The 26,884-nt window shown below is 62.3% G+C and carries 22 protein-coding genes and 1 riboswitch; of the genes, 3 read left to right on the plus strand and 19 right to left on the minus strand.

Going from position 1 to position 26,884, the window contains the following annotated elements; all coding sequences use genetic code 11:
- Positions 1–83: 83 nt before the first annotated feature.
- The 8 genes from AC0IPL_RS12295 to AC0IPL_RS12330 form a co-directional block, all read right to left on the minus strand.
- On the minus strand, positions 84–1,586 hold the full coding sequence (locus AC0IPL_RS12295) for a mannitol dehydrogenase family protein (RefSeq protein WP_474274816.1): 1,503 nt from the start codon (positions 1,584–1,586) through the stop codon (positions 84–86).
- A 58-nt stretch (positions 1,587–1,644) separates the two neighbouring features.
- Entirely contained in the window at positions 1,645–2,649 is a 1,005-nt protein-coding gene (locus tag AC0IPL_RS12300) for an ABC transporter ATP-binding protein (RefSeq protein WP_474274817.1), read from the minus strand.
- A 12-nt stretch (positions 2,650–2,661) separates the two neighbouring features.
- Positions 2,662–3,492 (minus strand): carbohydrate ABC transporter permease, encoded by an 831-nt coding sequence (locus AC0IPL_RS12305; protein ID WP_474274818.1) that lies wholly within the window; start codon positions 3,490–3,492, stop codon positions 2,662–2,664.
- Between the two features lie 10 nt (positions 3,493–3,502).
- Positions 3,503–4,333: a carbohydrate ABC transporter permease gene (locus tag AC0IPL_RS12310; protein WP_474274875.1), complete on the minus strand. Its 831-nt coding sequence runs from the start codon at positions 4,331–4,333 to the stop codon at positions 3,503–3,505.
- Between the two features lie 339 nt (positions 4,334–4,672).
- Positions 4,673–5,980, minus strand: a complete 1,308-nt coding sequence (locus tag AC0IPL_RS12315; protein WP_474274819.1) for an ABC transporter substrate-binding protein — start codon at positions 5,978–5,980, stop codon at positions 4,673–4,675.
- Between the two features lie 114 nt (positions 5,981–6,094).
- Entirely contained in the window at positions 6,095–7,126 is a 1,032-nt protein-coding gene (locus AC0IPL_RS12320; RefSeq protein ID WP_474274820.1) for a LacI family DNA-binding transcriptional regulator, read from the minus strand.
- A 133-nt stretch (positions 7,127–7,259) separates the two neighbouring features.
- Positions 7,260–8,780, minus strand: a complete 1,521-nt coding sequence (adh, locus tag AC0IPL_RS12325; protein WP_474274821.1) for an aldehyde dehydrogenase — start codon at positions 8,778–8,780, stop codon at positions 7,260–7,262.
- A gap of 121 nt (positions 8,781–8,901) precedes the next feature.
- Entirely contained in the window at positions 8,902–9,873 is a 972-nt protein-coding gene (locus AC0IPL_RS12330; RefSeq protein ID WP_474274822.1) for a GAF domain-containing protein, read from the minus strand.
- Positions 9,874–10,050: 177 nt separating this feature from the next.
- Here AC0IPL_RS12330 and AC0IPL_RS12335 point away from each other — a divergent pair, with 177 nt between their 5' ends.
- A complete protein-coding gene (locus tag AC0IPL_RS12335; RefSeq protein WP_474274823.1) occupies positions 10,051–10,524 on the plus strand; it encodes a nuclear transport factor 2 family protein in 474 nt (157 codons plus the stop codon).
- Between the two features lie 36 nt (positions 10,525–10,560).
- Here the strand turns inward: AC0IPL_RS12335 and AC0IPL_RS12340 are convergent, their stop codons facing one another.
- From AC0IPL_RS12340 to AC0IPL_RS12355, 4 genes are all read right to left on the minus strand, one after another.
- Positions 10,561–11,421 (minus strand): metal ABC transporter permease, encoded by an 861-nt coding sequence (locus AC0IPL_RS12340; protein WP_474274824.1) that lies wholly within the window; start codon positions 11,419–11,421, stop codon positions 10,561–10,563.
- Positions 11,421–12,302 carry a metal ABC transporter permease gene (locus AC0IPL_RS12345; RefSeq protein WP_474274825.1) on the minus strand — a complete coding sequence of 294 codons (882 nt, stop codon included), beginning with the start codon at positions 12,300–12,302 and terminating at the stop codon, positions 11,421–11,423. Before AC0IPL_RS12345 ends, AC0IPL_RS12340 begins: the two co-directional genes overlap by 1 nt.
- On the minus strand, positions 12,299–13,234 hold the full coding sequence (locus AC0IPL_RS12350) for a manganese/iron ABC transporter ATP-binding protein (RefSeq protein WP_474274826.1): 936 nt from the start codon (positions 13,232–13,234) through the stop codon (positions 12,299–12,301). Before AC0IPL_RS12350 ends, AC0IPL_RS12345 begins: the two co-directional genes overlap by 4 nt.
- 97 nt (positions 13,235–13,331) lie before the next feature.
- Positions 13,332–14,234: a metal ABC transporter substrate-binding protein gene (locus tag AC0IPL_RS12355; protein WP_474274827.1), complete on the minus strand. Its 903-nt coding sequence runs from the start codon at positions 14,232–14,234 to the stop codon at positions 13,332–13,334.
- Positions 14,235–14,492: 258 nt separating this feature from the next.
- On the opposite strand from AC0IPL_RS12355, the gene AC0IPL_RS12360 reads away from it, so the two are divergent.
- Both AC0IPL_RS12360 and AC0IPL_RS12365 read left to right on the plus strand, forming a co-directional pair.
- On the plus strand, positions 14,493–14,897 hold the full coding sequence (locus AC0IPL_RS12360) for a hypothetical protein (RefSeq protein WP_474274828.1): 405 nt from the start codon (positions 14,493–14,495) through the stop codon (positions 14,895–14,897).
- Positions 14,898–14,924: 27 nt separating this feature from the next.
- Complete coding sequence (locus tag AC0IPL_RS12365; RefSeq protein ID WP_474274829.1) at positions 14,925–18,266, plus strand: M10 family metallopeptidase; 3,342 nt, start codon at positions 14,925–14,927, stop codon at positions 18,264–18,266.
- 86 nt (positions 18,267–18,352) lie between these two features.
- On the opposite strand, the gene AC0IPL_RS12370 is transcribed toward AC0IPL_RS12365, so the two are convergent.
- The 7 genes from AC0IPL_RS12370 to AC0IPL_RS12400 all read right to left on the minus strand — a co-directional run bounded on the left by AC0IPL_RS12370 (position 18,353) and on the right by AC0IPL_RS12400 (position 26,871).
- The gene (locus AC0IPL_RS12370) at positions 18,353–19,924 is read right to left on the minus strand and encodes a sulfatase-like hydrolase/transferase (protein ID WP_474274830.1); all 1,572 of its coding nucleotides are present in this window, start codon (positions 19,922–19,924) and stop codon (positions 18,353–18,355) included.
- Between the two features lie 180 nt (positions 19,925–20,104).
- Complete coding sequence (locus AC0IPL_RS12375) at positions 20,105–20,716, minus strand: (d)CMP kinase (protein ID WP_474274831.1); 612 nt, start codon at positions 20,714–20,716, stop codon at positions 20,105–20,107.
- Complete coding sequence (aroA, locus tag AC0IPL_RS12380; protein ID WP_474274832.1) at positions 20,713–22,059, minus strand: 3-phosphoshikimate 1-carboxyvinyltransferase; 1,347 nt, start codon at positions 22,057–22,059, stop codon at positions 20,713–20,715. The genes AC0IPL_RS12375 and aroA overlap by 4 nt, the downstream gene beginning before the upstream one ends.
- A 102-nt stretch (positions 22,060–22,161) precedes the next feature.
- Positions 22,162–22,938 carry a tRNA (guanine(46)-N(7))-methyltransferase TrmB gene (trmB, locus tag AC0IPL_RS12385; protein ID WP_474274833.1) on the minus strand — a complete coding sequence of 259 codons (777 nt, stop codon included), beginning with the start codon at positions 22,936–22,938 and terminating at the stop codon, positions 22,162–22,164.
- Positions 22,939–23,172: 234 nt separating this feature from the next.
- On the minus strand, positions 23,173–24,354 hold the full coding sequence (gene metK / locus AC0IPL_RS12390) for a methionine adenosyltransferase (protein WP_474274834.1): 1,182 nt from the start codon (positions 24,352–24,354) through the stop codon (positions 23,173–23,175).
- Positions 24,355–24,362: 8 nt separating this feature from the next.
- Positions 24,363–24,411: riboswitch (SAM-SAH riboswitch) on the minus strand.
- Between the two features lie 61 nt (positions 24,412–24,472).
- Positions 24,473–25,975, minus strand: a complete 1,503-nt coding sequence (gene lnt / locus AC0IPL_RS12395) for an apolipoprotein N-acyltransferase (protein WP_474274835.1) — start codon at positions 25,973–25,975, stop codon at positions 24,473–24,475.
- Positions 25,972–26,871 carry a hemolysin family protein gene (locus tag AC0IPL_RS12400; protein WP_474274836.1) on the minus strand — a complete coding sequence of 300 codons (900 nt, stop codon included), beginning with the start codon at positions 26,869–26,871 and terminating at the stop codon, positions 25,972–25,974. The genes lnt and AC0IPL_RS12400 overlap by 4 nt, the downstream gene beginning before the upstream one ends.
- Positions 26,872–26,884 lie beyond the last annotated feature (13 nt).

Raw genomic sequence — 26,884 nt, forward strand, 5'->3', positions numbered from 1 at the left:
ATCAAAAGCGCCAAACCAGCGCGGCACGACACCCTAGGCCGCGGGAGGGGCGTGGGATTTCCCCAGCCCCCCCCGGCTTTCAATTACGGACGCTCGCCGTCTTCCCCGTCAAGGTAGGCCCGCAAAGCCGCTTCACTGCCATGCGACCAAATCAGGCTCAGCCAGCGTGAAAACTCTGCCGCGAACAGCTCGTTTTCGACGAGGTTACCGTAGATGTGATGTTGCTCAAGCCAAGCCCGCGGGCGTGACTTCGCGGCCCGTGCAACAGTGGCAAGATCACCCCAATGGGGGTCATTCGCCTCGATCTCGCTGCCGTCCTCGCGCGTTCCCGCACACATTCGGGCCCACATCGCTTCGACGAGGCTCAGCCCCGCGACGGGTCCGCCCGCGGTCAGGGCATCCCGCAGGGCCGGGTGCACGAAGCCTGGGTGCCGCGCCGAGCCGTCAAAGGCGACCCGCCGGACCGTGTCGCGGATGGCAGGGTTGGAAAACCGCTGCTCAATCAGGCCCACATAGGCGCGCGGCGTCATCTCTGGGACCGCGGACACGCCGGGCACGATCTCTTCGTGCTGAACCTTTCGGAACAAAGCCGCAATCAGCGGATGCGCCATGCAATCGGCAATGGTTTCAACCGACAAAAGCTCCCCGACATTGGCCAGCACCTGATGGCCTGCATTCAGGATGCGTATCTTCATCGCTTCGTAGTCGTGAACGGACGGGGTGAACACCGCTCCGGCCTTGTCCCAATCGGGTCGCCCGGCGCAGAAATCATCCTCGATTACCCACTGGCGGTAGTTTTCATGGGTGACGGGGGCCGCATCCGCAATCCCCAATTTCTGAACCAAAGAGATTTCCGCCGGTCCGGTGGCCGGCACGATGCAATCAACCATGGAATTTGGGAAGCTGCAGTGCTGGTCGATCCAATCCGCCAGCGCCGGATCGGAAGAACGTGCCAGCGTCACCACCGCCTGTCGGGCGACACTGCCATTGCCGCGCAAGTTATCGCAACTCTGCACGGTGAAAGGCCCAGCGCCGCTCTCGCGACGGGCTTTCAGCGCCGCCACGATGGCACCGAACACAGTCCGCGGAGCCTGCGGATTGGCCGCGTCGTAGCGGATGTCGGGATGGCTGACATCCAATCCGCCGCTATCCGGGTCGAGGTAATAGCCACCCTCTGTCACCGTCAGCGACACAATGCGGATCGCCGGGTCGCGCATGGCGCGGATCAGAGCGCCGTTGCCATCCTCGATCGGCAGGTAATCCACCATCGCGCCGGTCACTTCTGCCGAGACACGGCCCGGCGCCAGCTCGATCAGCGTCGTCAGGCAGTCCTGCGCCAGCAGCTTTTGTCGCATGGCGGTATCGTAGGGGCGCACCCCGGCGCCAAGAATGGCCCAGTCCTGTGCCAGCCCCTGTTGCATCAGCCGATGCAGATACCAAGCCTGATGCGCACGGTGAAAGTTTCCCAGCCCGACATGGATGATTCCCGCAGACAGCGCAGCGCGGTCGTATTGCGGGCGCATGACAGCCTCGGGCAAATCCCGTAGCGCATCCAGGCCAAGCCTTACAGGGGGGTGATTTGCCATGTGCCGCTCCATCAGCATTTCCATTGTTCACCTGTCCAGCAGCAGATCGCGGGCACGCTCATGCGATCCGCAGCCCGTCAGCGTCGAAGCGGTGGATCACATCGGCACGCGGGGTCATGAAGATCCGATCACCGTGGCGATAGCCCACTTCGCCGCCAGCACGCACGGTGATCGTGTCGGCCAACCCGGTGTCATGGACGTGGAAAAACGTATCGGAGCCAAGATGTTCCGATACGCTGACCACACCGGACCATGTACCGGCCTCGCCCGAGACCTCGATGTGTTCGGGGCGCACGCCGATGGTATGGGCTCCCAGTTTGGCGGCCTCTTCGCCTTCGATGAAATTCATCTTGGGCGAGCCGATGAAACCGGCGACGAACTTGTTGCGCGGCCTGTGGTACAAATCGAGTGGCGAGCCGACCTGTTCGATCACGCCACCATGCAGCACCACGATCTTGTCGGCCATGGTCATCGCCTCGACCTGGTCGTGGGTGACATAGATCATCGTGGTTTCCAGCCGTTCGTGCAGCTCGGAAATTTCCAGCCGCATGCCGACCCGCAGCGCGGCGTCGAGGTTCGACAGGGGTTCATCAAACAGAAAGGCCGAAGGTTCGCGCACGATGGCACGCCCAATGGCGACCCGCTGGCGTTGGCCGCCGGACAACTGGCCCGGGCGGCGGTCCAGATAATCGGTGAGGTTCAGCGCGCGGGCTGCACCCTCGATGCGCCGCTCCTGCTCCTCTGCCGGGATGCCCGCCATGCGCATCGGAAAGGCGATGTTCTTGCGCACCGACATATGCGGATACAGGGCGTAGGACTGGAACACCATGGCGAGGCCGCGCTTGGCCGGGGGCACATTGGTTGCGTCCTGCTTGTCGATGCGAATCTGGCCCGAGCTGACGTCCTCCAGCCCGGCGATCAGCCGCAACAGGGTGGACTTGCCGCAGCCCGAGGGGCCGACAAAGACCGTGAATTCGCCATCTTCGATGGTCAGATCCAGGGGTGGGATGACTTGCACGTCGCCAAAGCTCTTGGAGACCTTGTCCAAAGTGATACGTCCCATAAGCGTGTCTCCTTATTTCACGGCGCCAAAGGTGAGGCCGCTGACGAGTTGTTTCTGGCTGAACCAGCCAAGGATCAGGATCGGAGCGATGGCCATGGTCGAGGCCGCGCTGAGTTTGGCGTAAAACAGGCCTTCGGGGCTGGAATAGCTGGCGATGAAAGCGGTGAGCGGTGCCGCCTTGGCGGCCGTCAGGTTAAGCGTCCAGAAGGCTTCGTTCCAGGCAAGGATCACATTCAGCAGCAGCGTCGACGCGATGCCGGGAATGGCCATGGGCGTCAGGATATACAGCACCTCTTCGCGCAGGGTAGCGCCATCCATCCGGGCGGCCTCCAGGATTTCGCCGGGGATTTCCTTGAAGTAGGTGTAAAGCATCCAGACGATGATCGGCAGGTTAATCAGCATCAGCACGATGACCAGTCCCACCTTGGTGTCCAGCAACCCCATTTTGATAAAGATCAGGTAGATCGGATACAGCACGCCCACGGCAGGCAGCATCTTGGTGGACAGCATCCACAACAGGATGTCCTTGGTTCGTTTAGACGGTACGAAAGCCATCGACCAGGCGGCGGGCACCGCGATGAGGATGCCGAGGATGGTGGAGCCGCCGGCGATGACGATCGAATTCCACAGGAACCGACCATAGTTGGAGCGTTCCTGCACCACCGTGTAGTTCTCCAACGTCCAGTCGAAGAACAGGAACACGGGCGGATCGGCGATGGCCTGGGCTTCGGTCTTGAAGCTGGTCAGGATGGTCCAGAGGATCGGAAAGAAGATCAAGAGGCCCACGCCCCAGGCCAGGGCAGTATTCAGGACTTTGCGTTGCGATGTGATTGCACGTGCCATGCGGGCCTCCTTAAGCGTCCAGGTTCTTGCCGACGATGCGCATCAGGAAGATAGCAACGATGTTGGCGAGGATGATGGCGTAGACCCCTCCGGCAGAGCCGAGCCCGATGTTCTGGCTCTCCAGCACGCGCTGGAAGATCAGATAAGTCAGTGTCTTGGTGCCAAAGGCGCCCTGAGTGGTGACAAAGATCTCGGCGAAGATCGACAACAGGAAGATGGTCTGGATCAGCACCACCACGGTGATGGCGCGCGACAGATGCGGCAGGGTGATATAGCCAAAGCGTTTCACCGGCGGCGCGCCGTCCATCTCCGCGGCTTCCAGTTGTTCGCTGTCCAGCGACTGGATCGCGGTCAGCAGGATCAGCGTCGCAAAGGGCAGCCACTGCCAGCTGACAATCAGGATGATCGACTGGGTCGAGGCCTCAGTCAGCCAGACCATCGGCTCGGCCCCGAAGGCGCGCCACAGATGCGCCAGCAGGCCGTTTGTCGGGTCCATGAAGACGTTCTTCCAGACCAGAGCAGAAACGGTGGGCATCACGAAAAAGGGCGCGATCACCAGGATGCGGACAATGCCGCGGCCCCACATCGGCTGATTGAGCAGCAGCGCCAGCAGCACACCGAAGACCACGGTGATGGCGAGCACACCGCCGACGATCACCAGCGTGGCCTGCACGCTGGGCCAGAAGGCGCTGGAGGAAACGAAGCGGACGTAGTTGTCAAAGCCGACCCAGCCCAGATCACCGCCGCGCAGCGGCAGATATTTCTTGAACGAGAAATAGAGCGTCATGGTCAGCGGCACCAGCATCCAGCCCAGCAGCAGCACCACCGCGGGCGCCATCATCAGCCTGGCGGCGGTGCGGGCGTGGCGGGTGCCGCCATGTTGCGCGGCCGCCGCGGTCGGGCCTTTGGGCTTGGTTGCAGCCGGGTCCATGCCGAGGGGGGGCGTGGATTGGGGCTGTTGCGTAGTCATTGGGTGTACCTCCTCCGTCAGCGGCAGGGGCCGCTTGGGGCGATCATGCGGAACGTTGGTGCGGGACGGTCATGCGATTTTCGGGGGCATGCCCGTTTCTGGGGACTGGGCCGGAGAGCGGCGGAAGCGCCGCTCTCCGGGGCGGAGGGGATGCATCGTCCTCCAAGGTGGAAGAATGCATGGCCCTCCGGGCTGGGGAGCGCGTGTGTCTCAGCGGTAGCCGGCGGCTTCCATGGCCTCGTTGGTGATGGCCTGGGCCTTCTCGAGCGCTTCGTCGATCGATTGCTGACCGGCATAGGCGGCAGAGAACTCCTGGCTCACCTCGGTCGCGATGCCTGCAAATTCGGGGATGGCGACGAACTGGATGCCGACATAGGGCACCGGCTTTTCTGTCGGGTTCTCCGGATCGGAGGCCTTGATCGATTCAAGCGTCATCGCGGCAAAAGGCACTTCCTGGTAGTTGGCGTTCTCGTAGAGAGAGATGCGCGCACCGGGCGGCACGTTGGCCCAGCCTTCTTTGGCGGCGACCAGCTCAATGTACTCCTTAGAAGTTGCCCATTCGATGAACTCCTTCGCCACATCGGCCTTTTGGGAGCCCGCAGGGATGCCCAGGGCCCAGGCCCAGAGCCAGTTGGCGCGCTTGCTTACGCCATCCTTGTTCGGCGCCAGAGCGAAGCCCACCTTGTCGGCGACCTGCGAGTCGTCGGGATTGGTCACGAAGGAGGCCGCCACGGTGGCGTCGATCCACATGCCGCATTTGCCCTGCTGGAACAGCGACAGGTTTTCATTGAATCCGTTGGTGGCATAGCCCGCGGGGCCGTAGTCGTTCATCATGCTGACGTAGAATTCCAGCGCTTCCTTCCACTCGGGCTGATCGAACTGGGCGTTCCAGTCCTCGTCGAACCAGCGTGCGCCGAAGGAGTTGGCGGTGACGGTGATGAAGGCACCGCCCTCGCCCCAGCCGGCCTTGCCGCGCAGGCAGATGCCGTTGATGTCCGCCTCTGGATCATCCATCGCCGCGGCGGCGTCGCGGATGAATTCCCAGGTCGGGGCGTCGGGCATCTCCAGGCCGGCCTGCTCCATCAGGTCGGTGCGGTACATGATCATCGAGCTTTCGCCATAGAAGGGGGCGGCATAAAGCGTGCCCTCGTGGCTGAGCCCTGCGCGCATGGCGGGCAGGATGTCGTCGGCGTCATATTCCGCCGACAGGTCGTCCAGCGGGACCAGCCAGCCGTTCGCGCCCCAGATCGGGGTTTCGTACATGCCGATGGTCATGATGTCGAACTGGCCACCCTTGGTGGTGATGTCGGTGGTGACACGCTGGCGCAGCACGTTTTCTTCCAGCGTCACCCATTCGACCTCATGGCCGGTCTTTTCGGTGAAATCGTCGGTCAGACCCTGCATCCGGATCATGTCACCATTGTTCACGGTGGCAATTGTGATGGTCTCAGCAGATGCGCCCCCGACCGCAAGCAACGATAGCGCCGTTGCCGCACTCAATGCATTTTTCGCAAACATCTTCTACCTCCCTGTTCAGATGTTGGCTTCAAGGTTACCGCCGATGGCGACCTAGCGTCAATTTAATTCTTTACGCGCGTAAAGTTTAACCGTACAGCTTGCGTTTTCAGCAGCTTAGGCAGATCCCCGCATGACCAACTGGCCATCGAAAAGGGTTTCCTTGCGCGAATCGTTCGGATTTCCCGCTTCGATCACGGCCCTGAGCGTTTCGGCGCTTTTCCGGGCGATCGCCTCATAGTCCTGTGAAACCGTGGTCAGTGTCGGGCAGGTAAAGCGGGAAAACGGGTGATCGTCGTGCCCGGCAACCCGCATGCTGCAATCCGCGCCGAGCCCCACCTTTATCCCGGCCTCATAGGCTGCCGACAAAACGCCAATCGCCAGACGGTCGTTGCTGCACAGGATGGTGTTGGTTGGAAGGTTCCGGTCCCTCACCACACGGGTGCCTTCCAGAAAACCGATTTCTTCAAACTCCCATCCGGTCCCAGGGGCCTGAATCAGGTGCGGAGTATGGTTCAAACGCTCCATCGCGGCGACATAGGCATGGCGCCGTTTATGCGCGTTCGGGTTCGCCGGATCCTTCATTTCGAAGAATGCAGGTGGCTCACCGGTCCGGCACAGGTAGTCCACAATCAAACCAATACTTTGATTATTGTTAGACCCCACAAAGGCCGCCCCAGCGGAACCCACGGTGGCATCGAACAGGACCGTCGGGACATCCTGGCAGAACGCGGTAATCCGGTCCTGGTCCGAGCGCCGCCCCAACGGGGCAAGCAGCACACCCGCCGGCTTGAGCAAGCGCAGGTTTTCCAGGTTCTCGATCTCCTGATCGGCGTCGCCGTGCGATCCCAGCAACACCGGGCGATACCCCATGTTCAGAACATGGGCCTCGATGGTGCGCGCGATTTCGGCAAAGAACGGGTCGGCGAGATAAGGCACGACGATGCCGATGTTCTTGGTCAGTCTTCGGTTCTGGTTGATCGCATAGAGGTTGGGGCGATAATCATAGCGATCAAGCGCCGCTTCAATACGCTGCCTGGTCGACGCCCGTACACTGGAAGGGTCATTGAAGAATTTCGACAACGTCGGCCGCGAAATACCGCTGAGCGCTGCGAACTCTTCCATGTTTCTTATCTTACGGTCTTCCATGCAGGCGCTCGCTTTGCTGTTGCGGGGCAAGGCCGATGTGGCCTTGCCCAAAATCTTCCTGCGACAATAATTGACGCGCGGAAAATTTCACAGCCCGTTTACGGAAAAGCGGTGCGGAACCTGACGGCCAGCGTCAAAAGAAGCCCAGTTTATTCGGGTTGTAACTGACCAGCATGTTCTTGGTCTGCTGGTAGTGATCCAGCATCATCTTGTGGGTCTCCCGTCCGATACCGGATTGCTTGTACCCGCCAAAGGCTGCGTGGGCCGGATAGGCATGGTAATTGTTCACCCAGACACGTCCCGCTTCGATGTTGCGGCCAAATCGATAGGCGCGGGTGCCATCGCGCGTCCAGACCCCAGCGCCGAGGCCATACATCGTGTCATTGGCAATGGCGAGCGCCTCTGCCTCATCGCGGAAGGTGGTAACCGACACGACCGGACCGAAGATCTCCTCTTGAAAGACCCGCATCTTGTTGTGGCCTTTCAAAATGGTCGGCTGCACGTAATAGCCGTTTGACAGGTCGCCGTTGAACCGCGCAGCGCCACCGCCGGTCAGAACCTCTGCACCTTCTTCAACGCCGATGGTCAGATAAGACAGGATCTTGTCCTGTTGTTCCTGGCTGGCCTGGGCGCCGACCATTGTGGCCATGTCACGCGGATCGCCTTGCTTGATCGCCTTCACCCGCGCGATGCAACGGGCGATGAATTCTTCATAAATATCCTCCTGGATCAGGGCCCGGGACGGACAGGTGCAGACTTCGCCCTGGTTGAAGGCGAACAGCACAAACCCTTCGATCGCCTTGTCTAGGAAGGCATCGTCTTCGGCCATCACGTCCGAGAAAAAAATGTTCGGCGACTTTCCGCCGAGCTCCAGTGTGACCGGGATCAGGTTTTCCGTCGCGGCCTGCATGATGATCCGCCCCGTCTCGGTCGAGCCGGTGAAGGCGATCTTCGCGATTCGCGAAGATCTCGCCAACGGACCGCCAACCTCCGGCCCCATGCCGTTGACGATGTTCAACACGCCCGGCGGCAGCAGGTCGGCAATGACCTCGGCCAGAACCATGATCGCAGCGGGGGTCTGCTCGGCAGGTTTCAAAACGACGCAGTTGCCGGCCGCCAGCGCCGGAGCCAGTTTCCAGGCCGCCATCAGAACCGAGAAGTTCCAGGGGATGATCTGAGCAACAACGCCCAGAGGCTCGTGGAAATGATAGGCCACCGTGTCATGGTCGATCTCGGACATCGCCCCTTCCTGGCCACGCAGCACCCCTGCGAAATACCGGAAATGGTCGACCGTCAGCGGAATATCCGCTGCTGTGGTTTCCCGGATCGGCTTGCCGTTGTCCCAGGTTTCCGCCGTGGCAATCAGCTCTAGGTTTTCCTCGATCCGGTCGGCGATTTTCAGCAGCAGGTTCGAGCGTTCGGCCGCAGATGTCTGAGCCCAGGCATCTTTGGCGGCGTGGGCTGCATCCAGCGCCAGTTCAACATCCTCCGCAGTGGACCGCGCCACGTCGCAGACCTTGGCGCCGGTGATCGGGGTGATGTTGTCGAAATATTGCCCCTTTGCCGGGGGGATGAATTCGCCGCCGATGAAATTGTCGTAACGCGTCTTGAACGGGGACATATGCTCTTTGGTAATCTGGGTCTGTTCGTTCATGGGTTCCTCCTTCAGCCCCGGTCCTCCGCCGGGAATGCCAAAGAGGATGCGCGCCAGTCCGGCTCCGGTCAGCCCGGTCGGCCCCAACTGCGGTCACGATCTGTCTCAGCAGTGAGACAGGTTACCCCTCGCGTCCACCGATCCCCAGCCGCTTCATCCGCCGGTACAACGTGGCCCTGCCGATCCCGAGGTTGCGGGCCGCCTCCGACACATTGCCATTTGCACGGGACAGTGCCCGGTTGACGGCAGCGCGTGCCGCCTTCTCGAACCCTGTGGGCCCCTCTTCGCGGCCCAACAGATCCGAGGCCGGCAGGGTCGCAATTGGGCCCGACAAGCGCAAACCGAAGGCCCGGCGTGCACCTCGGGTTGCCCCCAACACCAGATCATCCTGATCGACGGCCAGCAGCATTGCCGATTCGCTGTCGCCGGTGTCAACCACGACAATCCGGGCACCGGGGAAGGCCGCGCGGAAATTGTCCGTCTCGATCTGCCGGGCGGTCTGGGTGACCGTCGCCGCAATCAGCCGGTTGAAGGCTTCGGTCTGATCCGCCCGCCCAGAGGACACGTCCAGTGCCCCGATCAGCTCTCCCTCCGGGCCGAAAATCGGCGCGTCCATGCAGCTCATGCCAGTGTTGCGGGTATGAAAGTGCTGGTCTCGGTGGATGATCACCCGACGCGCCTCAGCGATGCAGGTGCCGATGCCATTGGTGCCCTCAGAGGCTTCCGACCAGTCCGCGCCCGGCGTCAGCCCCCAGGCCTTAAAGGTTGCGACGTCGCCGCTGGCGGTCCGCTGGTCCAGCACCACCCCCTCGGCATCAGTGAGCAACACGCCACAGCCGGACCTGCACACGAGTTGAAAAAGCGCATCAAGTTTCGGTGCCGCAAGTCGCATCATTGGCTCGCTGCGGTCGCGGCGGTCTGCCAGGGCCTGTGCAGCGATCCTCTGCACGCCGCGCTGCTGGCCTGGGTCCAGCCCGTGGTGATCAAGCGACCTCCGCCAGGATGCCGCCAGTCGCGACCGGGCTGCTGCCCCCGGCTGCCGTGCAATGTCGACCACCCGCGCGGCATGTTGCGTTTCTGAAGCCAAATCCATCATCCTCCCACGCCGACCATACGCACTTTATCCGCGTTTCGGAAATATCCTGTTCGCCAGCCCCTTCCCGCCTGTGCTGAACACGCCCGCGACGCTGATACGTCCGCCAAACTGCCGCTTGCAATTTACGTACCGATCTGTACACCATAAGTGAAGGTTAACAGATCGGTACATAAAATGAACGAACAGCCCCGCCCGCCACTGCCGCCCTTTACTCGTGACACGGCCATCACCAAGGTCCGTGCAGCCGAAGATGCCTGGAACAGCCGCTCCGCCGACAAGGTGGCGCCGGCCTATACGCTGGACACCAACTGGCGCAACCGAGCCGAATTCCCGCAGGGCCGCGAAGACGTTCACCGCTTCCTGACCGCCAAATGGCAACGCGAGACCAACTACCGCCTCATCAAGGAGCTGTGGGCCTTTGTCGACAATCGCATCGCCGTGCGCTTTGCCTATGAGTGGCAGGATGCAGCGGGCCAGTGGTTCCGGTCATACGGGAATGAAAACTGGGAGTTCGACGAAAACGGCCGCATGGCGCATCGCTTCGCCTCGATCAACGACCTGAAAATCACTGAGGAAGCGCGCCTGTTCCGCTGGCCACTCGGCCCGCGCCCGGCGGATCATCCGGGGCTCAGCGCGTTGGGGCTCTGAACCTGATGCAAAGGGGGCAGGCTGGCATGCCTGCCCTCAGCCTGCGTTTGCGGTGTCCTTGGCCCGCTGCGTCGACATGCGGCGGGTCAGCGCCAGCCGCCGCATCAGCGCGATCACAAACACCGCGGTCAGGATCAGCACAATGGTTGGTGCAGGTGCGCTGTCCAGATAGAAACTGGCATAGGTCCCCGCGAGCATCGAGCCCATGCAGACCACAACGGATACCCACAACATGGTGCCAAACCTGCGCACCAGCAGGAAGGCAATGGCCCCCGGCGCGATCAGCAAGCCGATGGCCAGGATCAGACCCGCCGCCGACAGGGTCGCGACGATGGTCAGCGACAGCGCGGCGAGCAGACCATAGTGCAGCACGGTCACCGGCAGGCCAGACGCCCGCGCCTGCGCCGGATCGAAACTGTGCAACAGCAGATCCTTCCACTTCAGCAGCAGCGCCGCCGCCACCCCCACAGAGATCACCCCGGCAGTCCACAGCTCATGCGGTTCGACCCCCAGCATGTTGCCGAACAGGATGTGATCGAGATGGGCGTTGGTTTCGACCGAGACATACAAGACGATGCCCAGGCCGAACATGCCGGAAAAGACCACGCCCATCACCGTGTCCTGCTTGACCCGGCTGTTGCCAGACAGAAAACCAGTGGCCACGGCGCAGAGCATGCCTGCCGCAAAGGCGCCCAGGATCAGCGGAATGCCCACAATATAGGCCAGAACGATCCCCGGCAGCACCGCATGGCTGACCGCATCGCCCATCAGCGCCCAGCCCTTCATGACCAAAAAGCACGACAGCAGCGCCGTCGGCACCGACACGATCACCGAGATCAGAAAGGCGTTCTGCATGAAAGCGAACTGAAACGGCATCAGCAGGGTTTCGATATCCATCACACGCCCTCCTGCTGTGCCGCAGGCCCGCGCCGCAGCGCCGCCCGCGCCTTGCGCCGGGCCGCGAGCAGCCCGTGTTTCGGCGCAAAGACAAAAACCGTCAAGAAAATCAGCGTCTGCAGCGTCACGATGATACCGCCAGTGGCCCCGTCCAGAAAATAGCTGGCATAGGCCCCGAAGAAACTGGTCAGCGCGCCGATCAAAACCGACAGCAGGATCAGCCGTGGGAAACGGTCGCACAACAGATAGGCCGTGGCGCCGGGTGTCACCACCATGGCGATCACCAGAAACGCCCCCACCGTCTGCATCGCGGCCACCACCGAGGCCGACAGCAGCACGAAAAACACCGCCTTGAGCAGGCCGGGGCGCAGCCCGATGGTGCGGGCGTGGTTTTCATCAAAGAAGGTGACCATCAGATCTTTCCACTTGGCCACCAGCACCACCAGCGAGACAAAGCCGATGATCGCCAGCTGCATCGTATCCTCTGGCGTGATGGCCAGAATGTTGCCCATGGTGATGGTTTGCACGGAGACCGACATCGGACTGATCGAGACGATGAACAGCCCCAGACCGAAAAAAGACGTGAAGATCAGCCCGATGATGACATCCACCTTCAAGCCTGAACGCTCCGATAAAAACAGCATTGCCCCCGCCGCCAACCCGCCGGCGATGAAGGCGCCCAGCGCAAAGGGCAGCCCCAGGATATAGGCGCCCGCCACCCCCGGCACCACCGAATGCGAGAGCGCGTCGCCGATCAGTGACCAGCCCTTGAGCATGAGATAGGCCGACAAAAAGGCGCAGACCCCACCCACCAGCGCCGAGACCCACATCGCGTTGGTCATATAGCCATAGGAAAAAGGCTCCAGCAGGTATTCGATCATGGCTTGCCCTTCCCCCTGCCCGGCTCCGCGTCTCCTGACTGCTTCTTGCGCTTGCTGGTCTGGGTCTTCTCACCATATTGCACAAACGGACGTTCGTCGTCGGTCAGGATGGTCACCTTGCGCGTGTCGCCATCTTCATGCAGCGCTTCGCCGCCGAGGGTGAAATGGCGCAGCACCCCGCCAAAGGCGTGTTCCAGGTTTTCGCGTGTGAAGGTGGTTTCCGTCGGGCCAAAGCCCAGAACCGTGCCCTTGACCAGAACCGTTCGGTCGCAGAACTCCGGCACGCTGCCCAGGTTGTGGGTCGAGACAAGCATCACCCGCCCCTCGTCGCGCAACTCCCGCAGCAGGGCGATGATCTGTTCTTCAGTCTTCACGTCAACGCCGGTAAAGGGTTCGTCCAGCAATATCACCTGCCCGTCCTGCGCCAGGGCGCGGGCCAGGAACACCCGCTTGCGCTGTCCACCGGACAGCTCGCCGATCTGGCGGTGGCGGAAATCCTGCATGTTGACCCGGCGCAGCGCCTCATCCACCGCCGCATGGTCAGCCGCCTTGGGACGCCGCAGAAAGCCCATGTGACCATAGCGCCCCATCATCACCACGTCCTCGACCAGCACCGGGAAGGCCCAATCCACCTCCTCTGACTGCGGCACATAGGCGACCAGGTTCTGCCGCAGCGCCTGTTTTACCGTCATCCCCAAGATGCGGATCTCGCCCTCAGCGGCGGGCACAAAGCCCATGATCGCCTTGAACAGGGTCGATTTTCCCGCGCCGTTGACCCCAACCAACGCCGTGACCGTGCCGCGCGGGATGTCAAAGCTGGCATTCCACAGGGCGGTGTGGCCATTGCGGTACGTGACCGTCACGTTTCTGGCGGCAATCCCGCGGGCGGCGGCGCTGGTGTTCATCTCGTGGCTCTCGCTGGCGTCAAACATTCGGCAATCCCGCAGAGTTACACACAGAATGCGTGCATTGTGAAATGAAACACCCCGCGGCTGGACACCGCGGGGCGAATATATACTGCAACGTGTGTCAGTTGGTCACCTGCGCCAGACCCCGGACCACGGTCTGCGAGGTCACCTCCAGCAGGTCCAGATAGGTGGGCACCGGACCGTCCGCCTCGCTCAGCGAGTCGACAAACAGCTCGCCGCCATAGGCAACCCCGGTTTCGCGCGCAACCTGCTGGGCAGGCGCAGTGTTGACGGTGCTTTCGCAGAACACCACCGGGATGTCATTTGCACGCACCCCGTCGATGACTTTGCGCACCTGCTGCGGGGTGCCGACCTGATCGGCATTCATCGGCCAGAGATACAGCTCCTTCATGCCGAAATCACGCGCCAGGTAGCTGAAGGCACCTTCGCAGGTCACCAGCCAGCGTTTGTCCTCGGGGATCTCGGCGATGGCGCGGCGCAGCGGTTCAATGGTGGCACGCAGCTTGTCCTTGTAATCACCTGCGTTCTTTACGTAAACCGCCGCGTTCTCCGGGTCATGTTCGGCAAAAGCCTCGGCGATGTTGTCGATATAGATCAGCGCGTTGTCCAACCCCATCCAGGCATGCGGGTTGGGCTTGCCCTCATACGCCCCCGAGGCGATCGGGATCGGGTCGATCCCTTCGGTCAAGGTGACCGAGGGCACATCTTTCATGTTGGATAGAAACTGTTCGAACCACAGCTCAAGATTCATCCCGTTCCAAAGGATCAGATCCGCGTCCGAAGCCCGCACGATGTCGCGCGGCGTCGGCTCGTAGCCGTGGATTTCCGCCCCCGGTTTGGTGACCGACACAACCTCGGCTGCCTCGCCTGCCACATTGGCCGCCATATCGGCAAGAACGGTGAAGGTCGTGACCACTTTCATCTTGTCCTCGGCAATCGCGGCATTCGCGGCAAAGACCGCCAGGGTCGCCACTGATGCCGTCTTGAGCAGATGGGTGAACATGCGATTCTCCGTTTGCTGGTGTCCTTGCCTTACCGTTATTGCAAATCATTCTCAACTGTCAACGAAAATGAGAATGACTTGCAACTTCTCTCCACCGAGGCGCAGGTGCTGCCAGAAGGTTAACGCGGGTTAACGACGTCTTAATGTCGCCCGAAATGCAACTGCCATTTTGCCCGAATCCGTATCTAGAAAAAAAGCAGCAGCCAGAACGGCGCAGGACTGAACCTGACCTTTCCACCGTCTGAGCGAGCGTATTCCATGCCCCCCATCGGTTCTCTTTCGAGCTGTTCGGCAATCGCCTGGTTGCTGATCAGTGGCTCGTCCGCCTTCGGCCAGGCGGCACCAGCCATTCAGTTGCACTGCACCGCGCAGATGCAAGCACCCCTGTGCGCCGCCCTGACTGCGAGCCTGCGGCAACGCTTTCCGGACGCAGATGTATCTGTTGTCGACGGCCACAACGGCGCCGTAGGCCTGACCTTGCGGTACCTACCACAGCATCAGGAACAGACCTGGATGTCTGGCTCCCTCACGTGGCGCCACAGCGATGGCCGCCATGGGGAGGGCCCCGTTATCGAGCACTCGGTGATGGACGGTTCGCTGACGCACGCCAGTCTCGAAGACTTTGCTGGGCAGTTGGTCCAGCACACTGAATTTCCCCTGTAAATTATCGATTTAGGATGGAACCCGGTCATGTGTGAATTTTGCGGTCAGGCCAATCATCGTATCCCCGAAGCCACGGACGGCAGCGGCACCGGCAGCGGCGGTCAGTCCTCGGGCAGCAAACCGACTTACACCATCGAGCAGGTTGCGCAGTATCTGTATCAAGGCTACTGGGAGGCCACCGGGCGCGGGCAGCGTAGCTTTGACGTGCAGGCAGGCGGCGAACTGACCGTCAATCTCAGCGGATTGAACGCGAACGGCAAGGACACCGCCCGCAAGGCGTTGGAAAGCTGGACAGCCCTGACCGGAATCGATTTTGTCGAAACCACCGGCAGCGCCAAGATTACCTTTGATGACAATAACTCCGGTGCATACGCCAGTTCGTCGGTCAGCGGCACCACGATTCTCAGCTCCTCCGTCAACGTCGATACGGGCTGGTCGCAATATGGCGACTACTACCTGCAAACCTACATTCACGAGATCGGCCACGCCCTCGGGCTGGGCCATACCGGCAACTACAACGGCAGTGCCAGCTATGGCGCGGATGCGCATTTCGCCAACGACAGCTGGCAGGTGTCGGTCATGTCCTACTTCAGCCAGCAGGATAACACCGCCATCAACGCTTCCTTTTCCTACCTGGCGACCGCGCAGCTAGCCGACATCGCCGCCGTTCACCACCTTTACGGTACGCCGGTAAACGTCGAGACCGGGAATACGACCTACGGCGATGGCGAAACCACCGGCCGCTTCGGAATGGACCTGACCGCGGGCTGGGCTGTGGCCATCGTCGACAGCGGCGGCACGGATGTCATTGATCTCGGTACGCGCAGCAGCAATCAAACCCTGAACCTTGGCGAGGGCACCTATTCCGACATCAATGGCAATGTCGGCAACTTCTCCATTGCATCGGGCACCGTGATCGAAAACGCCATCACCGGCACTGGCACCGACCACCTGATTGGCAATGCGGCGAACAACCGGCTGGAAAGCGGCGCGGGTAATGACCGGATCGACGCCCACGAAGGCAATGATATCCTGATTGGCGGCGCCGGAGCAGACACACTGTCCGGCGGCACTGGCGCAGACCGCTTTGTCTATACCAGCCTTGGCGACGCTGGGGACAGCGTTTCCGACTTTGACCTGACGGTCGGCGATCGGATCGACGTAACCGCATTGTTTCAGAGCATTGGCTATGGCGGAAGCGATGCCGTGGGTGATGGCGTGGTCTCGCTCGAGGCTGGCAGCGGCGGTTCCTGGCTCAAGATCTCCCACGATGGCAGCAGTACCCTGCTGGTATTCCTGTCCGGAATTGATGCCAACGCGGACGTCGCGCAGATCATCAACAGTGGCGATACCCCGCCACCGCCACCGCCGCCTTCGCCTTCGCCGGACAACACCTACACGTTCACGGATGGTTTCGTGCCCAGCTGGACCAACCTTTTGGGAACCGTCACCGACACCAACGGCGGTAATGACACGCTGGACCTCAGCGCGGTTACCCTGAAATCGGCCATCACCCTGGAAAGCGGTACTGCGGGCAAGATCGGTTCCAAGACCCTGACCGTCAGCAACGGTACGGATATCGAGAACATTCTCCTCGGCAGCGCTTCCGACAAAGGCTATGGCAACGCGCTGGCCAACCGCATAGACGGCGGCGACGGCAACGATCACCTTCATGGTTTCGACGGGAATGACACGCTCATCGGTGGTGCGGGCAACGACAAGCTGATTGGCGGCCTCGGCGATGACGCACTCACCGGCGGCGATGGTGATGACAAGATGGCAGGCGGTGACGGTGCAGATGCCCTGAACGGCGGTAGCGGCAAAAACCAAATGGATGGGGGCAGCGGAAACGATACCCTCACTGCCGGCGACGGCAAGGACAAGCTGGTCGGGGGCGACGGCGACGACGTTCTAGATGGTGGCAATGGCGACAACAAGCTCGAAGGCGGCGCCGGAAACGACAGCATCACGGGCGGCGATGGCAAGGACCAGATCAATACCGGTGGCGGGAACGACACCATCGACGCCGGTGAGGGGGCCAACAGGATCTACGGCGGGGATGGCGCTGACATGATTACAACCGGGGGTGGGGCGGACCAGATCCGGGCAGGTGCAGGCGCAAATATCATCAATTCGGGTCATGGCGACAACAAAATTATCGCCGGCGACGGCGATGATCGTATCACCAGCGGTAGCGGCAAAGATCAGATCAAGGCAGGTGAGGGCAACAACAATGTAAATGGGGGGGATGGTGACAACACTATCACTGTCGGCGAAGGCGACGACAGCATTACCGCAGGCGAGGGCGACGACCAGATCAAGGCCAGCGGCGGCCACAACATCATCCATTCCGGCAACGGAAAAGACCGAGTTGTCACCGGCCTTGGCGACGACCATATCACCGTCGTAAACGGCAAGATCCAGATCAAGTCCAAGGGGGGCAATAACAGCATCACTGCCGGTGATGGCATCAAGAAGATCGAGACTGGTGACGGCATGGATGTGCTGAACCTTGGCGACGGTGATGCCCGGATCAAGACCGGAGCAGGCAACGACACCGTCCTGATCGCCGATGGCGAGATCACGATCGATACCGGAAGCGGCGACGACTACATCACCAGCGGCCAAGGCAAGGGCCAAACCAAGGGCGGTGAGGGCAACGACACGATCTATGCAGGCAACGGCGACAAGAAGCTCGACGGCGGGGATGGCGACGATGTCATTATCAGCGGTGACGGGCTGGTCCAGATCAAGGCCGGAGACGGCAATGATACCCTGAGCGCCGGGGACGGCGAAAACAGGCTGGATGGCGGGGATGGCAACGATGGGATAACCAGCGGCAGTGGCGATGACCAGCTCAAAGGCGGCGACGGGGACGATACCATCACCGGCGGCGACGGCCTTGACAAGATTGATGGCGGCAACGGCTCGGACGTGCTCGACGGTGGCAATGGCGACGATAAGATCAAAGCGGGTAGTGACGATGACTTCATCTTCGCCGGCGCCGGCGCGGATACGATCGACGGTGGAGCCGGGGGCGACTGGATCGAAGGCGGGATCGGCGCAGACAGCGTCAAAGGCGGCAAGGACGCAGACGTCTTTGTCTTCAACGCGATCGACGAGTTCGGCGACGAGATACTGGATTTCAAGCTGAAGGATGGCGATACGATTGATCTAGACGGCGTACTTGTGGATGCAGGGGTCACGTTGCAGGCCGCCCTGGCAAACGGTCAACTCAGCCTCAGCGACGGCAAACAGGTCTGGCTGCAATTCGACGCCGACGGCGACGGCGGCGAAGGTGCCCTGAACGTCGCCTACTTGAAAGGTATCAAGGACACCGCGGTTCTTACGGAAGACTGGTTCTTCTGATCCTCGACCCGACCCGCCACGACAGTCCTGCCAGCACACGCGCTGGCGGGGCTTCTTTTGGGTCGGCCTGCGCCGGACGCGCCCTGTCAGCCAGCCGAGGGTCCGTGGCGTGGGCGCCTTTGCACCCCATCGGGCGTCACCGACATCATCGACAGCGTGTGATCCATGTTCTGCATCCGGTGGCGCAGCATTTGCCGCGTCAATCGGACGAGGTCCGGCGCATACTCCCGTCGATCCGCCACATTCTCCAGCTCCCCTTGCCCATCTGCGTCAAACAGCAACGGCGGCAGATCGGACGCGAATTCTACCAAGGTGAACCGTCCGTCGCGCAGGATACCTAGACAGCTGTCGCTGGCCGAGGTGCCAAGCGCCTGCTGCCAGCGCGTCGGCACCACGGGGTCCGCAAAATCCAGCTCCGAAAAGGAATATTGCCGCCAGCCCTCCGGGTTTTGCCCCCGCAGCAGCGGCAGCAGCGAGCGCCCGTCCATTGCATCTGGAATTTCCTGGCCGATCCAGTCGAGGATGGTGGGGGCGATGTCGATCGATTCAGTGATTGCAGTCAGGTTCGCCCCGGCCCGCGCCTGGTTGCACGGCAAACGGATCAACAATGGCGTATGGTAGGCCGCGTCGTAGACCGACATTTTGCCCCAGGCATGCCTGTCGCCCAGCATCTCCCCGTGATCGGCAGTCAACACCAGCAGCGTGTTGTCGTACTGTCCGCTGTCCTTCAGGAACTGGACAACCCGCCCGATGTGATGGTCTACCTCGGTCGCCAGCCCAAGGTAGACCGCTCGCAGGGTGCGGACCGTTTCATCACTTGGCTCAAGCTCGGGAAACCCTTCAACAAAGCCGCTGACGGTTCCCGATTGCAATGCTGGCCCAAAAAATGGATGCACCGCCGCCTCCTGCGCCGCTGTCTCCAGCCGCACAGGCAGGGGCAACCGGGCGGGGTCATACATGTCATTGTAGGGCGCAGGCGCCACCAGCGGCGGATGCGGGCGGATGTAGGTAAGATGCGCAAACCAGCTGTCCTTGTGATACCCTGCCATCTTGCCCAGAAAAGAATCCGTCAGAAAGGCGGTGTCGCTGTCCTCCGCTGCGTATATCGCCGGATCATTCAACCGCGGCGCGCCGCCATTCCGCGACACCGGCCGATAGACGTCCCAGTAGTTTTCAAAGGCGTAGCCGCGGCGCAGCAGGTGCGAACGCCAGGGGTAAGACATCTCCATCCGCATCTCGGTCATCTCGTGAAAACCGTGCATCGGGTGTTCATAGGTACGCAGCGCCGGGTCGTTGGCGTCAAACGCCCGTGGGTCCTGGGCGGTATCGGTATAGCCGAACAGCATCGGCAGATAGCCGGCCTTGCGCATCTCTGTGGCAAGGTTGGGCGTATCGTGGCGCAGCGGAGTTCCATTGCGCACGGAGCGGTGGTTCATCGCGTATTGTCCGGTGAGGATGGACGCCCGCGAGGGACCGCAGGGGTTGGTGACCGAATAGTGCCGTGAGAACGACACTGATTCCTGCATGAACGCGCGGATGTTGGGCAAGTCGACATGCTGCGCCATTGCGCCCGTCACGCAGTCGGCGCGCAGTTGATCAATTATGACGAACAGCACGTTGCGAGGCGCGGGGCGAGGCACGGAGCGGGTGGCGGGCATAAGGGGATCCTTGCAATCACGAATCGCGTTTCACAGCGGCCAACAGTGAAGAACCGAAACAGAAATACAAGAGCCGCAAACCCGGCAGCGCGAGCGGGTTGCCAATGGCTATCGCACGCGCCGGACCGTCATCGAACCGGGCGCGGCCGGTACAGTGACTGCACAGGTTCAGCCGACGGCCTATCGACGCTCCTCAACCGCGGACAGGGCGACGGCCAGCGCCTCCTCGATGCTGAGATCACTGGTGTCGATCCGCACCGCATCATCGGCCGCGCGCAGCGGGGATTCGGCGCGGTTCATGTCGCGATCATCGCGCGCCTTCACATCGGCCAGCACCTCAGCCAGGGTGATGACCTTTCCCGCCGCCGTCAACTCCAGGAACCGGCGCCGCGCGCGCACCTCGGCGCTGGCGGTGACAAACAATTTCACCTGCGCATAAGGGCAGATCACCGTGCCAATGTCGCGCCCGTCCAGCACCGCGCCGCCGGCACGACGGGCAAAGGCGCGCTGGAAATCCACCAGCGCCGCCCGGACCTCGGCAATCACCGCCACCTTGGAGGCCGCCTGCGCCACCTCCGGGCCTCGCAGATCCTCGCGGGCCAGATCCTGCGGCGTCAGCGTCTGCGCCGCCTCGACCGGGGCCACGCCTTCCATCATTTTCGCCCCGACGGCCCGGTACAGAAGGCCGGTGTCCAGATGGCCAAACCCGTAATGGGCCGCCACGGCCTTGGAGATGGTGCCCTTGCCCGCCGCAGCAGGCCCGTCGACCGCGATGGTGAAGCTCTCGCTCATGTGCGCTCCAGCTTGGCGCCCAAGCTGCCCATCAGCGGCTCAAAAATTGGAAAGGACGTCGCAATCGGGCTGCCGTCATCGACCGAGACGGGCTGCTGCGCGCCCATGCCCATCACCATGAAGGACATGGCAATGCGGTGGTCCAGAAAGCTCTCGCAGGTGGCCCCGCCGGGCACGCCGCCAATTCCAAGGCCGGTGACCTCCCACCAGTCGTCGCCTTCCTCAACCGTAACGCCATTGGCGCGCAGCCCCTTGGCCATCGCGTCGATCCGGTCGCTTTCCTTGACCCGCAGTTCCTTGACCCCCGCCATCATGGTCTTGCCTTCCGCGAAGGCCGCAACCACCGACAGCACCGGGTATTCATCGATCATCGACGCCGCGCGCTCCGGCGGCACGTCGATGCCTTTCATATCGGGCGAGTATTTGGCGCGCAAATCGGCAACCGGCTCGCCCCCCTCTTCGCGCATGTTCTCGAACGTCAGGTCAGCGCCCATATCCTGAAGGGTGTAATACAGGCCCGCGCGTGTCGGGTTGAGGCCGATGTTCGGCACCAGCACGTCAGACCCCTCCGTGATCAGCGCCGCGCAGACCGGAAAGGCAGCAGAGGACGGATCGCGCGGCACCGCGATCTCTTGCGGCGTCAGCTCGGGGCGGCCCGTCAGTGTAATGACGCGCCCCTCGTCGGTTTCCTCAGTGGTAATCTCGGCGCCAAAACCGGCCAGCATCCGTTCGGTGTGGTCGCGGGTGGCTTCTTTCTCGATCACCACGGTTTTGCCTGGCGCGTTGAGGCCCGCAAACAGCACCGCCGACTTCACCTGCGCCGAGGGCACCGGCACCTCATAGCGCACCGGCACCGGATCTGCGGCGCCGACGATGGTCATCGGCAAGCGGCCGCCACTGCGGCCCACGGACTGCGTGCCGAACAGCGCCAGCGGGTCAGTCACACGCGCCATCGGGCGCTTGTTGAGCGAAGCATCCCCCGTGAAGGTCGCCGTGATCGGTGAGGTCGCCATCACCCCCATGATGAGCCGCACCCCGGTGCCCGAATTGCCACAATCGATCACGTTGCCCGGCTCGGCAAAACCGCCGACGCCGACGCCGAACACCGACCAGTTGCCGCCGCCGTGGTTCACCACCTCGGCGCCGAAGGCCTGCATTGCCTTGGCGGTGTCCAGCACGTCCTCGCCTTCCAGCAGGCCGGAGATCTTGGTTTCTCCCACGGCCAGCGCCCCCAGGATCAGCGAGCGGTGCGAGATCGACTTGTCGCCGGGCACATCGGCCACGCCGGTCAGCGGGCCAGAGCGGTGCGAGGTCATCGGGATGGGCGTGCCGTGTCCGGACATAAGGCTTCCTTCGTCTGTCGGTCGTTCGTCTATTATTTGCGTTATCGGTAGCGGATTGGCCGGAACCGGTCCAGCGCAATTGCCCGCCGCAGCGCGGCGGCGTCAGCCGAGACGGCGGAAGGTCAGGTAATGCGGCGTTCGCCCTTCGCGCAACGCTTTTTGCTCATACCGGGTAGAGATCCAGTCATCCCAGGGTTGGCGCCAGTCGGTCGGCCCTTCCGCCAACCATTCAAAGCCCGCTTTGGGCACTTCTTCCAGCGTCTGGCGAACATAGTCGGGAATGTCGGTGGCCACCCGGAACATCGCGCCCGGCTTCAGGCAGCGGGCCAGCGGCTCCAGGTGTTCCTGGGTCACAAAGCGACGCCGGTGATGGCGGGCCTTGGGCCAGGGGTCAGGATAAAGCAGAAACGCCCGCGAGATCGACTGTCCGGGCAGCACATCCATCAGATCGCGCGCATCACCAGGGTGCACTGCAATATTGTCGGCCTGCGCGTTGCGGATCTTGCCCAGCAGCATGGCCACGCCGTTGATAAAGGGTTCGGCACCGATGATGCCCACCTCCGGGTTGTTGACCGCCTGATGCACGAGATGCTCACCGCCGCCAAACCCGACCTCCAGCCAGGCATCCTTGCCGCCGAACAACGCGTCCAGATCCAGCGGTCTGCGGTCCGGGTTTTCGTCCCAGCCTACGGCGCCGGGGCTGAGCTTGGCCAGATCCTCATCCAGGTACCGCTTCTGGCTATCCTTCAGCGTCTTGCCCTTGAAGCGGCCATAGAAATTGCGCCAGGGCGCGCCGCTTGCGTGTTTTTCGGCCGCGTTTGTGGCGGCGGGCTGGGCGTCCGCAGGGTGGTCTTGGCGGGGCTTCTGGTCGCCGGACATGCGTCTGGCCTCCTGTTCAGGGCGTGGTCAAAGGGCTGGCCGCTGCTGTGCCGCAAGCAGCCGCGCGGGTCAACCCGGCAAAGCCCGACAGCACCAACCGGGCTTGCGTGCCGGTCACGGCAGACCGGATCAATGGCCCCTAGGCTGTCGCAGACCGGTCGCTGCGGCACCATGAAAAAAGAGCGACCCACCGGGCCGCCCTTTTGTCGCGCAGGTGATGGGCGGACAGCCCTATCACACGGCCTTTTTCAGCGCCTCTGCCAGGTCTGTGCGCTCCCAGCTGAAACCGCCATCGGCCTCCGGCTGGCGGCCAAAATGGCCGTAGGCAGCGGTACGCTGGTAGATCGGCCGGTTCAGCCCCAGATGCGAGCGGATGCCGCGCGGGGTCAGATCCATCACTTGATCAATCGCCTTTTCAATGGCCGCAGGCGCGATCTCGCCGGTGCCATGGGTATCTGCATAGATCGACAGCGGCTTAGAGACACCGATGGCATAGGACAGCTGAATGGTGCATTTGTCGGCCATACCAGCTGCCACCACATTTTTCGCCAGATAGCGTGCGGCATAGGCGGCCGACCGGTCCACCTTGGTCGGATCCTTGCCGGAAAACGCGCCGCCGCCATGCGGGGCTGCGCCACCGTAGGTGTCGACGATGATCTTGCGGCCAGTCAGACCCGCGTCGCCATCGGGACCTCCGATGACAAATTTTCCGGTCGGGTTCACGTGCCAGACAGTGGCATCCGTCAGCCAGCCCTCAGGCAGGGTTTCGCGAATGTAGGGCTCAACAATGGCGCGGATGTCGGCAGAGGTCAGGGTCTCGTCCATATGCTGGGTGGACAGCACCAGGGAGCTGATGCCCACCGGCTTGCCGCCCTCATAAACCACTGACAGCTGCGATTTCGCGTCCGGACCCAGCGACGGCTCGGTGCCGTTCTTGCGCACCTCTGCCAGGCGGCGCAGGATCGCGTGGCTGAACTGAATGGGAGCAGGCATCAGCGCATCGGTTTCATTGGTGGCAAAGCCGAACATGATGCCCTGATCGCCGGCGCCTTCCTCCTTGTCGCCCGCGGCATCGACGCCCTGCGCGATATGGGCGGACTGCTCATGCAGGAGGTTGGTGATTTCCACGGTTTCATGGTGGAACTTGTCCTGCTCATAGCCGATGTCTTTGATGCAGGCGCGCGCGATCTCGTCGATCTTGCCCATGTAGTCGTGCAGCTTGTCCTGGTCGGACAGGCCAACTTCGCCCCCGATGACAACACGATTGGTGGTGGCGAAAGTCTCAGCGGCCACGCGTGCTTCGGGCTCTTCCGCCAGGAGCGCGTCCAGCACCGCATCGGAAATGCGATCGCAGACCTTGTCCGGGTGGCCTTCGGAAACCGATTCCGAAGTGAAAGTGTAGTTCATACGGGTCATGAAAAGAGTGCTCCATTGGGTTCAGCCCGCCACGCCAGGAAGCCGTTGTGGCAAGTATCAAGCCGCATAACGCGGCTTGGCCGCGGGGGTCAATCTATATTCGATGCACGTTAAGCAGCTATGACCGTGGCGCAAGCGACCGTCGTCGCAGCCAAACCGCCAGGATCGCAAACAGGCACAACAGCAGCGCTGGCCAGTCACCGGTCTGGCTGTATAGCGTGGCCGCCAGCGGTTCCGGCAGTCGCGCGTCGAGACGGCCAGCCTCGCCCAGCGGCAGCTGGTCCATCAGTGCACCATCCGGTCCGATCATCGCCGAGACCCCGGTATTTGCGGCCCGGATCATCGGCAGCCCCTGCTCCAGTGCACGCATGCGGGCCTGGACCAGATGCTGATAGGGACCGGACCTTGTGCCGAACCAGGCGTCATTAGTGATCTGTACCAGCATTTGCGGACGCGTTGCGGCGGCGTTCACATCCTGTGGAAAAACAGCCTCATAGCAGATCAACGGCAAAGCACGGCCGATCGGCAGATCCATGATTTCCGCGCCGGGCCCGGCAGCATAGCCCGCCCCCGCCTGCGCCGCAAAGCCATGGATGCCGAAGCGCGCCATCACGTCGCCAAAGGGAACGTATTCGCCAAAGGGCACCAGATGCGCCTTGTCATAGGTGGCGACAACCGCGCCGGTCTGATCCAGCAGGATTGCCGAGTTGTAATAGGCGCCCTCATCCTCGCGCTGGATGCCCAGCAGAACGGGCACCCCCTCGGCGCTGTCAGAGATCGCCTTGAGCGTGTCTTCGGCACGGTTCAACAGCAATGGCACCGCGGTTTCCGGCCACACGATTAGGTTCGGGCGCGGTTCCGCAGCCGACAGCGCCACGGCCTTGCGCACGAAATTCCACCGGTGATCCGGGTGCCACTTCAGGTTTTGCGGCGCATTTGGCTGAATGATTCGCACCACGGTGTCTGTCAGCTGCGTCGCAGGCGGTGCAGGCGATGCAAAAACGGCCAGCGCCGACATCCCAAACGGAAGCAGCGCTGCCAGCGGCCGTCGCTGAACCAGAAACGCCAAAGGCACGAAGGCCCCTAACGTCAGCAGCGCCACGCCTTGGGGGCCGATCAATGGCAGCAGGTGCGCCACCGGCATGTCGAGCCAAACCTGACCAAAGGCCGCCCAGGGAAACCCGGTGAACACATAGGCACGGCCGATCTCTGCCAACGACCACAGCGCAACCAGCATCGTAAGCCGCCCAATGCCCGAGGGTACGCGCGCCGCAAGGCCAAAGGCGGCGCCCCAAAACAGCGCCAGCCCCGCTGCCAGGAACAACAGCGCAAAGGGCGCCATCCAGCCGTGCCGCTCGGGGTCAACCTGAAACGGTTCGACGATCCAGGACAGTCCAAAGACAAAGTATCCCAGCCCAAACAGCCAGCCGAACAGCGCCGCGGCGCGGACGGAAGGTGCCTTAAGCGCCAACCAGCCTGCGACGCCCAATGCAACAGGCAAGCCCGCCAGCACATGCCACGGCGCCAGCGCCAGCGACGCCAAGGCACCGCCAGCCAGCGCCAATCCGCCCGGCAGCAAGCGCTGCCGTTGCAGCGCGGACCCCAGCCGCAGTGAAATCATGCAGCGGCGTCCGGTAGCCGCACCCGCAGCCGCTTGATCCGGCGCGGATCAGCGTCCATGACTTCGAACTCGGCACCCTCGGGGTGCTCGATCACCTCGCCGCGGGCAGGCACCCGGCCCGACAGCATGAAAACCAGCCCTCCCAGCGTGTCGATCTCCTCCTCGTCCACGTCATCATGGCTGGTCAGAGAATGGCCCGTCTCGGCCTCGAACTCCGGCAACGAGGTGCGTGCCAGCGCAATGTAGCACCCGGGTTTTTCCTCAAACCAGGTTTGCAGCTCGTCGGCGTCATGCTCATCCTCGATCTCACCCACCACCTGTTCGATCAGGTCTTCGATGGTGACCAACCCGTCAACACCGCCGTATTCGTCGATCACCAGTGCCATGTGGCGACGCTCGGCCTGCATCTTGGTCAGCAGCACCCCGAGGGGCATTGAGGGCGGCACGAAAAGCAAAGGCCGCAACATCTGCGACAGATCGAATTCCGACGCGTCGCAATTAAAGCCATGCGTGAGCGAAAAATCCTTGAGGTGGACAAAGCCCAGCGGCGTGTCCAACGTGCCTTCGTAGACCGGTATCCGGGTACAGCCGCTCTGGCGGAAGATGCTGACCAGATCCTCTTCGGAGGTGGTGACCGGCACCGCAGAGATTTCCGCCGCCGGGATCGCCACATCCTCAACCCGCATCCGTCGCAGGTTTATCATGCCATGCGGTGCCGTACCGGAATCGCGCGGCACGCTCTCTGCTGTCTCAGCGGGCTGCACCTTCGGGGTGTTTCGGCCAAACAACCGGGCCCAAAAGCCGGGTTTCTCGGGGGCAGACGCGTCCGGCGCCCTGCCGTTGATTTGTGCCAGCGCGCCTTGCGCCGCGTTAGAACTGCCTTCTATGTCGCCCATCGATCCTATCCAA

The organism is Leisingera sp. SA32 (assembly GCF_056033425.1).